Here is a 12,136-nt window from a genome sequence, read left to right on the forward strand (position 1 = left end):
GACAATAAAGCATTCATTCTGGACAATAAAGTTGCGGAATCCGACAATAAATAGGGCAAAGCGGACATTAAATAAGCTGAACTAGACAATAAGTAGAACAAATGGCCAATCACTCAATCATTGGATAGCTTCAAGATGTTTGGCATAGGTGATTTATGCTATAATTACCTAAAATCCACCCAAAAAGGAGCCAAATACATATGTTAGATATTAATGAAATAAAAAAAATCATCCCACACCGCTATCCATTCTTATTAGTGGACCGCATGCTTGAAGTTGAAGATGGAAAACGGGCAGTCGGCATCAAAAATGTAACAGCAAACGAACCTTTTTTCAACGGCCATTTCCCTGAATACCCAGTCATGCCTGGCGTCCTGATCGTGGAGGCGTTAGCACAAGTAGGGGCAGTAGCGATGCTGAAACTTCCTGACAACCAAGGCCGCCTCGCCTTCTTTGCCGGCATTGACAACTGTCGTTTTAAAAGACAGGTCATCCCTGGCGATCAACTCCGTTTAGAAGTGGAAATCACCAGAGCCAAAGGAAAGATAGGCAAAGGGAAAGCCACAGCAACCGTTGATGGTGAGCTAGTTTGTGAGACGGAGATTATGTTTGCATTAGGGGAAAAGCAGTAACTCACAAGAGGGAATGGTAAATACTGTGAACGAAAATGTTAAGAAAAATAAAAGGAAATCCCAAAATAATATAGAAATATAATAAAAGACACATATTGAAGAAAGGATGAGAACCATTGAAAAAACTTATTTCTATTGTAAGTTCTGCTATATTACTAAGCTCCACACTAGGTCAATCAACTGCAAATGCAGCCAGCCCAATCCAAGTTGAAGTAAACGGAGCCAAACAATCATACTCACAACCACCAATTAAAGAGAATAATAGCGTGCTTGTTCCACTAAGAGGTATCTTCGAATCATTACAAGCCGAAGTCAACTGGAACGCTCAAAACCAACAAATCACCATTCAAAAAGAAGACAAAACAATTTCACTTAATATTGGCTCAAAAACAGCAACAGTCAATAATAATACAGTCAGCCTAACCACACCACCTAAGCTAAAAAACGGAAACACACTCGTTCCACTTCGTTTTATTGGTGAATCATTAGGTGCAGGAGTAGACTGGGACGAAGCAACACAAACAGTAAAAATCACAACCCAATCGAGCGAACAACCAAGCAATCAAAACAACCAACAAAAAGGTGAAGCAAGCACACAACCAAACCAACAAATCGTAAAAGCTGAATTTGTCGCTTTCCAATCACAAGAAGCAATGAAAAACAAAAAATACGAAACAGCCTTAGCAAAAATCAACGAAGCTATTAACCTAGATTCATCCAATTATCTTTACTATTATAATAGAGCTCTAATCTACGAAGCTCTCGACCAAGCCGACAAAGCAATCGAAGATTACAAGAAAACAACAACTCTGAACGATAAACACGAACAAGCATATGAGAAACTTGCTAACTATCATTTAAAGCAAGTCAACTACGATGAAGCATTACCACTATTCACAAAATTAATTGAACTAAATCCAAACAAAGAGGATTATTACGTAAACCGCGCCTTTTTATACTTCAATGCAAAAGGCGACAAAACAAATGCTAAAGCAGATATTGAAAAAGCGATTGAACTAAATCCAAAGAACAAAGAATATCCAACATTATTAAAAAAATACGACGTTCAAACATTTACTGAGGAAGAAATCAATTATTTTATTGAAATTGCCACTGGCAGCTCAACGAATAAACTAAAACGTTGGGATGATAAAATGCGAATAACAGTCTTAGGAGATCCAACAGTAGCTGATCTTGCCACAATTAAGTCAACAGCGAATGAAATAAATCAATTAATTAATGAAGACAAAATTTCGGTAGTTGCTCAAAATGAAAATCCGAACGTCGAACTGTATTTTATCCGCCTGAATGACTTCGAATACCGCTTTAGCGAAGCGAACGATGAAGACTACGGTCAACTATACGTATGGAATCAAGAAGGCCTAGCGAAAAACTACTTTAAAAATGAATTAAACAAAGCTGTCATTTTAATCGCTGAAAACGAACTAAACCAAACAGAACGTGATTATTTTATCAGAAAAAAAATCACCCAATCATTAGGCCTACTGCATGAATCATGGAAATATGAAAACAGCATTTTCTATCAAAACGATGATAAACCAAAAACATTAACCGACCTAGACAAACAATTAATAAAAATCCTTTATTATCAAAGATTACAACCGGGTATGGATGCAAAAACAATCAAAAAGGAACTAACAAATTCCTGATGGGACAGGGGGACAGGTTTCCTGTCCCGAAATAAATGATAATTTGATATGTCTAATAAAATCAAATTAATAGAACGTGAAAATTTAATCACCATAACATATTAAGTACATGGAGGGGACATTTTTGGAGAAGCCGTGCCAAGTAAAAATACTTTGATTATTTCCCATATGTATATTAATATATATATATGATAATCATAAAAAAGAAGCAGCTGGGACTGCAATCCCAAACGGCTGGCACAATTCAACGCTGCAAGAGCAGTACAGCTATAAAAGTTTTTGATCAAGAAATAGACCATTACCTTGGTGGGGCGGTCTATTTCTTTTTGTTTAGTGTCAATAGCGCAAAGATTACGCCGATAAGTGTTAATGTAAATACACCAAAGTTTAATGCCAGCTTTGCTGCATCATATGACACCATTGTCTCACCCCCTTTCTGATGGGGATGAGCTGACCGCCCCTGCGAGCTGTATGGAATTGTACTTAAAAAATTATAGCACATAAATTACAGAAAGAAAAAAGCCGCTTATTCCCCCTGTTTGGTGCCCCATAAGGCATGATAATCAATGGAAAACACGATGCCACCCCGTCATTCTTTTTGGCTACTTCCGAAAAACGACTTTGTCTTCAAGCTTTTACTAGGTACTGATAACAAGCAATCAAAAGAACTGCTCATCCATTTCTTAAACGATTTATTCCAAGTGCCAAAAGGCCAAAGTATCCCTAATGTTCATCTTAAAAACCCACATCTAAAGAAAGAACATCTCACAAACAAAGCCTCCATCCTAGATATCAAAGCACAAATTCCTGGCATGGGCATCATCAGCATTGAAATGCAGCTAGAAAATCAATATAATATGGATAAAAGATCATTATTCTATTGCGCGAAGCTAATCGCAGAACAACTCGATGATGGTGATAATTACAAAAAACTCCGTAAAACAACAGCCATCAATCTACTTGATTTCAACTATTTTAATCAAAAAAATTACCACAGCATCTACCACTTAACAGAGAGAGAAACAGGAACCCCTTACCCAAGTATACTTGAACTACACTTCATCGAAATGAAAGAATTTAAAAAAATGCGTCAAGCAGGAAAGCTTGACAAAAACGACCGACTAGCCAAATGGATTGAATTCTTTTCAAATGAAGATGACAGCCAGTGGAGAATCATGGCCTCCAAACATCCCATAATAAAAAAGGCGGTGGACAGATTGGAAATCATAAGCCAAGACCCAGAAAACAGACATGATTATGAAATAAGATTGAAAACCCTAAAGGATATGACTTCGTTTAAAGAAGGAGCAAGAGAAGAAGGTTGGTTAAAAGGAATAGCAAAAGGCAAAGCAGAAGGAAAAATCGAAGGTAAGCTTGAAGTGGCATTAGAAATGCTTCGCGAAGGGGTCGATTTAAACTTTATCGCCAAGTTCACAGGACTCACAGAAGAACAACTATTAAAATTACAAAATAACTTGAAGACGGACCATTAAGATGAATTCCGCTACTTGAGGGCCCACGACCCTCTTTTTTTTTGCTTAGAAAAAAGTGCAAAAATAATCGTCCTAGGTGCCTGTCATCTTGCAACGTAACTCCAACCGAATATATTCACGAAAACGAAGTTAACGTCCTCAAACAAAGAAAGGTGCACATCGCTAGGTGACAGGCACCAGAAAACGATAGCTAACGGGAAAATATCAGTTTGAGAAATTAAAGGATCTAATTCTTCAAATGAGCGCTATTGGCATCAAATTGGTCGTCATTGTATAATAGTAAATAATAAATACTAGGGTGCGAAGGGTGATGAATCGCAAATGAAGCTTCAAAATCCACACGATAAGTTTTTTAAAGAATCATTGGGAAACATTGAGACAGCAAAGGATTTTATCACCTATTACTTACCATAACACATTAGACAAGTAATCGATTTGAACACATTGGAACCGCAAAAAGACAGTTTTGTTAACCCAGAGTTAGAAGAAGTTTTTCTGATTTACTGTTCAAGGTTGATATTTGTAACAAAGAAGGCTACTTATACTTTTTGTTTGAACATAAAAGTTATCTTGACAAAGGGGTTCCTTTTCAGCTGTTGAAGTACATGGTTGAAATTTGGGAATACAAACGAAACAAGGAACATGTAAAAGAATTACCCATCATCATTCCGCTCGTCCTTTATCATGGACAACAAAAATGGACGCTACCGTCTAGTTTAGGAGGGCTTTTACATGGCTATGAGGAGTTACCAGAAAAAGTGAGAGTGTATGCGCTAAACCTCCAGTATTTACGATATCTCCCTTTACACGGATGAAAATATAAAAGGATCCGCGCAAACACGCATTATGCTAACACTTTTACGTGATATGCTAACAAAAAACGGCGAAGCCCTTCGCCAATCCATTCATAATGCCCTTTATTATTTGATTGATTTGGAAGACAAACAAACAGGTGTTGGTTATTTAGAAACGATGATGCGATATATTTTTAGTGTTGCGAGGGATTTAACGAAATCGGACGTTGAACGAATGATTCAGAAATTAGAAGAAAATTATGTGGAAGGGAGCGAATTAGCCATGACTTTAGCGGAAATGTGGAGAGAAGAAGGTATGGAAAAAGGGTTAGAAAGAGGATTAGAGAAAGGTTTAGAAAAAGGAAGGAAATTAGGAAAAACGGAAGCATTATCGGAGGTGGCTCTACTTCAATTAACCAATAAACTGGGTGCATTACCACAAGATATGAAGGATGCAATATCACAGGCGGATTTACCAACCCTCCAGCTTATCTTAACGAATATCTTCTCTATTCAGCATCTTGATGAAGTTAGACGATATATCCATTAATAACGGGACAGGAAACCTGTCCCATATTACTGAAAAAGTAGCTTTCATAATGCATATATATTTCAAATATATGGCAATTGGACAATAAATGGCCTTGGGCGGACAATAAGTTGCCTAATCTCGACAATAAATGACTCTTATTGGACAATAAAAGTCATTCTAGGACAATAAGTTTGAAATGGCTCGATTTTTTCAGTGGTCTCAACCTGTCCCCCTGTCCCTTTCGTCTTGTGACACGTTGAGTGCGTGGTTGGGATATATTTGAGGGAAGCCAAGTAAAAATATTTTGATTATTACCGTGTAGTATAATATTATATAATTAAGATTATCATAAAAAATAGCCGCTGGGACGGCAATCCCAAACGGCTTGTACAATTCAACGCTGCAAGAGCAGTACAGCTCAGTGGAAAATTAGTCATGAAATAGACCTTTACCCTTGCAGAGGAGGTCTATTTCTTTTTGTTTAGTGTCAATAGCGCAATAATTACGCTGAGTAGTGTTAGCGTAAAAATACTGAAATTCAATGCTAAATTTGCCGCATCATATGACACCATATTCTCACCCCCTTTCTAATGGGGATGAGCCGACCGCCCCTGCGAGCTGTATGGAATTGTACTTGGAAAAATTATAGCATATAAATAGCACAGTGGATGAAAAAATTAGAGTGTGTGGTTGGGGTATATTTAGTGGAATAGGTTGAAGAAAATTATAAGAACGTAAAAAAGTATCTTGAGAGAAGTGTGATTGGTTCATACTTCTCTTTTTTGTTGTAAGCGTCGCTTACTTTTTTGTTTATAGAAAGAAGAGGGACTTAAATCATTTTCATCCCCAAAAAGTGCTCCTAACAGGATTGTATGTATATTCTAAATTAAGGTGGGGTATTAATGATGTTTTATGATACAAAAGTTGAAATTTTGGCGAATCGAATATCACCACCAATTGAAACTGTACAGGGAGATTTACAGCCACATAGTAAGAAATATAGATATGAAGATAGCTATGAATTACAAACCACAAAACGATTATTTTGTGACCGTGTTTCTATATCAGAAGTTCTTTTGGAACGTATTGGGTCAAATTCAAAAACTCCAGATTGAATAACCCCAAACATTAGGGCTATTCTAACTGAAAAAAATGTATTTTTTCAGTCAAGGGTGAAGTCTGCTCAAAATCAGACTAAATATGGAATAAAATTCAAATAGTTGGATTTTAAACCGGTAAATTGTTCCCTTTGCCAAAGGTTCAAGAAATTATAATGACCACTTTTTAAATATGCTAATTAAGAATGAAGAATTTATTATAGGAGATCTTGTTTGGAAATTACCTCAAATTATGAACTAGATTAATAATATATTATTAATAGCTTAATTAGGGGAATGACAATGGTTTAGCTATTCAAAAAGCATAGTATTTAGTATGAAGACAAAGTTATATCCCTTTCAACGTCCCATGACATGTCAAGTACTTGAATGGGATATATTTTTAAGTGAGTATGGTAATCGGTCCACAACACTACGCCTGAAATGAATGACCAACAAGAAGATTTAAAGAAACAGGCCCCTCTTACGCAAGTATACCCGAACTACACTTTATCGAAATGAATGAATTTTGAAAAACTGCATCAAGCAGGAGAACTTGACAAAAACGATCGACTAGCTAAATGGATTGAATTCTTTTCAAATGAAGATGATGGACAGTGGAGAATCATGGCCTCCAAACATCCGATAATAAAAAAGGCGGTGAATAGATTGGAAATTATAAGCCAAAACCCAGAAAATAGATACGAGTATGAAATTAGACAAAAAACCTTGAAAGACATGGCCTCGTTTAAAGAAGGGGCAAGAGAAGAAGGTTGGTTAGAAGGAATAGCAAAAGGCAAAGCAGAAGGTAAAATCGAAATAGCTGTGAAAATTCTTCGAAAAGGCATTGAAATTGAAACGATTGCTGAATTCACAGGTTTTACAATTGAAAAAAATATTAGAATTACAAAAAATATTGAGAAGGATTACTAAGATGAATTCCGTTTTATTTTCACCGCATCAAAACACGTCTAATACTCGACGCGAATATATTTTTACAGAGCGGGCTCACGGACTACGCCCATAGGGCGAAGGGCAGATTACAGAGGGTCTGGCACTCTTATCCGCCTACTCCCACTGATGAAAGGGCAATAAATTGGGACACAAAATCTGTCCCCCCCTGTCCCATCCCCACAACATTTGTAACACACCTGTAACTAAAGTAAGCAAACCTTAACTATCCTTTTAGCATAATTTCACCTATAATCAAATACAGATAGTCAATGTGAAAGGAATTACAAACATGAAATGCACGACCTTCCACATATTGGTTATCAGGGGTTGATTAATCCAAACAAATGGCTTGGCATAGCCCGAACCCAATTAATTTCTCAAAATGCCAATCTGGCATCCTTAGAAAAATCCAAGTAATATTACAATTATGTAACAATACAGAAATTTGTTGCATATTGCAGTACAATCGTCCTATAATATGATTGTGTCAACAAAAAGGTAAATTACTTGAATCACAAGAGTAGTATAGTGAAAGAAAAATAGATTGTTGACTTTTACAAAATTCGGTACTATACTACAAAATGGAACTCTTTTTCTCGGTATTTACTAACCCAAGAGGGCAATTCTAGTAATCTTCATACATATGAAGCTGTCCTTTTGGTTTAGTTTAAATATAAAATTCATTTAACTATAGGGAGGAAACAAAACATGAATAAAACTTTAAAAGTTATGACTTCAGCAGCATTATTAGCTGGCGTTGTTACTCCAGTAGCAGTAACGACAGTTGATGCAGCTGGTCAAGGTGGAGTTAAAGTACTTGAAAGTTATACAGTCGATAGAAACTCTGACCAAGATCAAAATATCGCTAGAATTCAGCTTACAGTAAGCAAGAACCAAATCTTAAGAGCAGGCGATAGTGTCATTTTTGAACTGTCAAACAAAGTAGATTTAGACCAAGGGCCTGTCTATAGCTCTGCAAAAGTATTAATTGATGATAAAGCACTTACAGGAGCGTATAAAGGTACGACAACAGCAGATACTTTCCAATTTGAGTTTATAACAGCTTCAAACGGAAACACTAACCAAGTAAAAGTTACTTATAATGGTGGAGCTGTTACTAACACCGGTAATACTGGCTTTACCCAACCTGCTAGTAACGATGCAATAGAACTTACAAAAGATTTAGCAATCGTACTCGATGTTCGCGGTAAAGTTCAAGGAATCACTGGTGACATTACTGTCAACACACTTGTATCTAACAACTCAGCATTCCCTAAAATTAGTGGTGCAGCAATCACTGCTACTAGCAAAGGTGAATTACAATTAAGTGCAAAAAATACTCGCTCATCAAACAATAAGTTTGAATTCGACTTAAGACTTAACGAGTCAGTAGCAGGTGCATTAAGTTCAGCTAATATCGGTAATTCAGGTACAATTAAGTTGAAATTACCTAGCGGATTTAAATGGGATTCTCGTGATAAGGAAAACCTTGATCCAGTATTAGGAGGAAATGGAAAACTTAATGGCGTTAGCTATAGTTTAGGATCTAGCGACAGAGAATTAACAATCACAATTCCTGCATATAACACAGCAGCAGCTAAAGCTGCCTTGCTTGAAGTTTCAAAATTAAAATTCCAAGTAGATGATGAAAGAGTTGCTAAAAAAGGTGATGTAAAAGCTACTGTATCAGGTAGTATTGATGCCGATGTTAGCGAACTACTTGTTGGTAAATACGGTGACTATCAAACAGCTACAGAAGTTGCAGAAGTGAAAGAAGTTTTATCTGGAAAGAAAGAACAAGAACTAGGCAAAGTTATTCTTAAAGAAGAACTTGTAAACACTTGGATTCCAGGCAGAACAGTTACAATTACATTACCAGAATACGCTCGTTGGGATAGAGATGAAACAAATAGTCAAGTGAAATTTGACTACACAGCTGGCAGTGCGACATTTGACAAAGGCAATATTCAATATATAGGTTCAGATGGTCGTACATTAAAGCTTACAGTTAAAGAAGCTGCAAAGAATAATGGAAGAGATGTACTTCGCCACGAAGACCAAGATCCTTCTATTGCAGAAATTACTGGCCTAAATATTTACGTGAAGCCAGGTTATGAAGGCGATGTTAAGGCAGATATTGCTGGAAGTGCTGGTGTAAGCATTAAAGGTGTTACAATCGCTAAAGCTATTAAACCATTCACAATGACAGCATCTAACCTAAGTGATGTTATTATCGGTTCACAAGGTCAAGAAGCAACTGCGGACCTTGTAATTAAAGAAGTAGTTGCTAGTGCGTTTGGTGACGGAACGGATCATCAATATGCTCGAGTGACATTACCACAAGGTGTAAAAGTAGCCGCTAGACCAGAAGTGAAAGTAACAAAAGGTGACTTAGTGATTGCTGATGCAACATATGACAATCCTGTTTATGGAGAATCATATATTCAATTTAGAATAATTGCAGATAGCACAGAAGCAAGTGAAGTTACAATTAAAGGATTAAATCTAACATTAGACCGTACAGTTCCTGTTGGTGATGTAATTGCTAAGCTTAAAGGCGATGCAGTTAACGAATGGAATTCAGAAGAAAAGAAAGATGGCGTAATCACACAGTACGGTCATGACACAAAAGGATGGGAAGATGCTTCAGCTGCTACAGCTGTAGTTGCTAAAGTTATCACTCCTGCTCCAGCTGATGCGACTTTAGGTGAAGCTGTATTCACAATCGGTTCTACTTCTTACACAGTAGCTGGCGAAACTAAGACTATGGACGTTGCTCCATTCGTTGAAGGCGGACGCACTTACTTACCACTTCGCTATGTAGCTGAAGCTGTAGGTGTTAAAGCTCAAGACGTTCTTTATGACAATGCAACTGCTACTGTAACAATCTTAAAAGGCGACCGCATTGCATCAACTAAACTTGGTTCTAAGACATTATCAGTTAACGGCCAAATAATCCCTATGGATGTTCCTGTTAAGACTGTAAATGGACGTACAGTATTACCAGTACGTTATGTAGCTCAAGCTTTAGGTCGTGACGTTGAGTGGGATCAAACTACTCAAACTGCTACAGTAAAATAATTGCAATACCCTAATACAAAGGGCCTCCATTAGGGGGTCCTTTTTTAATCCAACAAAGAAAGTAGTTGATTCATTTGCGAAAAGTCATGTCTTCACTACTAGCTGCAAGTTTGCTTAGCCTGGGCACATCCACCATTGCTTCTGCAGACACTAATAATCAATCGCTTCATTTAAAAATAAATGGACAGGAAAAAGTATTTGCCGAGCCGCCAATGATGTACAACGATGTTACACTAGTACCAATGCGGGCAATATTTGAAGAGTTAGGCGCAGAAGTAAAATGGGACGACAAACAACAGAAAATTACCGCTACTAAAGGCAACGATACAATCGAACTGAAACTGAACTCAAAAGATGCTTTTGTAAACTACAAACCAATCAAACTATTACAAGAGCCATTAGTTTCTAATAATACAACAATGGTACCACTCAGATTTATTGGTGAATCATTAGGTGCAAACGTGAATTGGGATGCTAAAACGAAAACAGTAACGATCCAATTAGAAACAGAACAACAGGAACAATTAACTATTACGAATACGAACACTACAAACGTTACCAACACTAATACTAATGCAAAATCAAGTTCAACAGAGCCTTCTACAACGAAAACGACTACCAATAAGGAAAATGTCGATTACACACTACAGGATTTAGTTAATTTTGCTCTATCAACAAACAGCAAAGTCAAAGCAGGAAATGCTCAGGTAGACAAAGCTGAAGAACTGTTCAAAAGAGCAGAAGATAACGTTGGTGAAATTCCAGCTGGATACGGCCTATCCGCTGAAGACGCTATAATAAGAAATACATTTACAGGTTATCACCAAGCAACCATCAATTACGAGATGGCACAAAAACAACAAGAAATTACGAAAGAATCGATTACTTATGCTGTGAAAAAAGCATATAACGAAGTTCATCGGTCTCTAGAACAATACAAAATTAGCAAAGCAGCAGTAGATTATGAAGAACAAAAGCATAAAATTGAGTCTTTAAAAGGAAATCAAGGAATGGTCAGCAACTTTGACTTGACCCAATCTGAAAATAAATTAAAAGAACTAAAAAAGAAGCGGGACGTAGCTGAACAAAGCATCAACGATGCTTACGAATTCCTTAACATATTAGTAGGGTTCAATCAAAAAAACCGCTATACATTAGCGGATATTCCGCCATTCGAAGAATTTGAAGTAGAAAGTGCTGATATCCAGGTCGCGCGAGTATTAAGAGATAGTACAGCCGTTTGGTTAGCTGACCAACAAATTAATCTTGCCAATTTAAATGTAGATATGTACACATTCAATAACCCAGCCGCGGGTGATACGTACAAATCAAGAAAAATCGACGTCAACATTAAAGAATACGAGAAACAAACAACAAAACAACAATTAGAAGAAACAACAAGAAAGCTGTTCTATAATATCGACGCTCTCAAATCACAATACGAAATCCTAAGAACACAACTTACTCAAGCAGAAGAAGCATTAAAACTTACGAAAGTTAAATTCGACACTGGCCTTGGCATCGCCATCGACCTCCAAGGAGCACAGCTCCAAGTCGATCAAATCAAACAACAAATGTATGACATCGTCGCCCAGCTAGACTACCTAAAAATGGCCTACGAAAAACCATGGGTCGCAGGCGGAATGTAACGGGACATGGGGACAGGTTGAGACCACTGAAAAAGGCAACCATTTTTTAACTTATTTTCAAATAAACATCCATTAATTGTTTGGCATGATAATAAATCTTGTAAAACGATTAATATAAAGAGATTTTTAGAGGATAGTATAGCTGCTATCCTCTTTAAATTTACTGCTAATGCAGTTAATTTTGCTTGTATGGACATGCTTTTTAGACCGTACCCTCTAGCACAATCTAACCCA

7 protein-coding genes and 1 pseudogene are annotated in these 12,136 nt (G+C 36.9%); all 8 read left to right on the forward strand.

Annotated elements, in window-relative coordinates; all coding sequences use genetic code 11:
* The first annotated feature begins 200 nt into the window (after nucleotides 1–200).
* Entirely contained in the window at nucleotides 201–632 is a 432-nt protein-coding gene (fabZ, locus tag GX497_17765) for a 3-hydroxyacyl-ACP dehydratase FabZ (GenBank protein ID HHY75027.1), read from the forward strand.
* A gap of 116 nt (nucleotides 633–748) precedes the next feature.
* Nucleotides 749–2,302 carry a DUF2927 domain-containing protein gene (locus GX497_17770; GenBank protein HHY75028.1) on the forward strand — a complete coding sequence of 518 codons (1,554 nt, stop codon included), beginning with the start codon at nucleotides 749–751 and terminating at the stop codon, nucleotides 2,300–2,302.
* Between the two features lie 566 nt (nucleotides 2,303–2,868).
* On the forward strand, nucleotides 2,869–3,795 hold the full coding sequence (locus GX497_17775) for a PD-(D/E)XK nuclease family transposase (protein ID HHY75029.1): 927 nt from the start codon (nucleotides 2,869–2,871) through the stop codon (nucleotides 3,793–3,795).
* 321 nt (nucleotides 3,796–4,116) lie between these two features.
* Nucleotides 4,117–5,139: pseudogene (locus GX497_17780) on the forward strand (Rpn family recombination-promoting nuclease/putative transposase).
* 884 nt (nucleotides 5,140–6,023) lie between these two features.
* A complete protein-coding gene (locus tag GX497_17785) occupies nucleotides 6,024–6,236 on the forward strand; it encodes a hypothetical protein (GenBank protein ID HHY75030.1) in 213 nt (70 codons plus the stop codon).
* Nucleotides 6,237–6,740: 504 nt separating this feature from the next.
* A complete protein-coding gene (locus GX497_17790; GenBank protein HHY75031.1) occupies nucleotides 6,741–7,151 on the forward strand; it encodes an Rpn family recombination-promoting nuclease/putative transposase in 411 nt (136 codons plus the stop codon).
* A gap of 729 nt (nucleotides 7,152–7,880) precedes the next feature.
* Nucleotides 7,881–10,253: a copper amine oxidase N-terminal domain-containing protein gene (locus tag GX497_17795; protein ID HHY75032.1), complete on the forward strand. Its 2,373-nt coding sequence runs from the start codon at nucleotides 7,881–7,883 to the stop codon at nucleotides 10,251–10,253.
* Nucleotides 10,254–10,327: 74 nt separating this feature from the next.
* The gene (locus GX497_17800; GenBank protein HHY75033.1) at nucleotides 10,328–11,902 is read left to right on the forward strand and encodes a TolC family protein; all 1,575 of its coding nucleotides are present in this window, start codon (nucleotides 10,328–10,330) and stop codon (nucleotides 11,900–11,902) included.
* Nucleotides 11,903–12,136 lie beyond the last annotated feature (234 nt).

The sequence above is a fragment of the Bacillus sp. (in: firmicutes) genome (assembly GCA_012842745.1).
Classification (GTDB): Bacteria; Bacillota; Bacilli; order Bacillales; family Bacillaceae_J; genus Schinkia.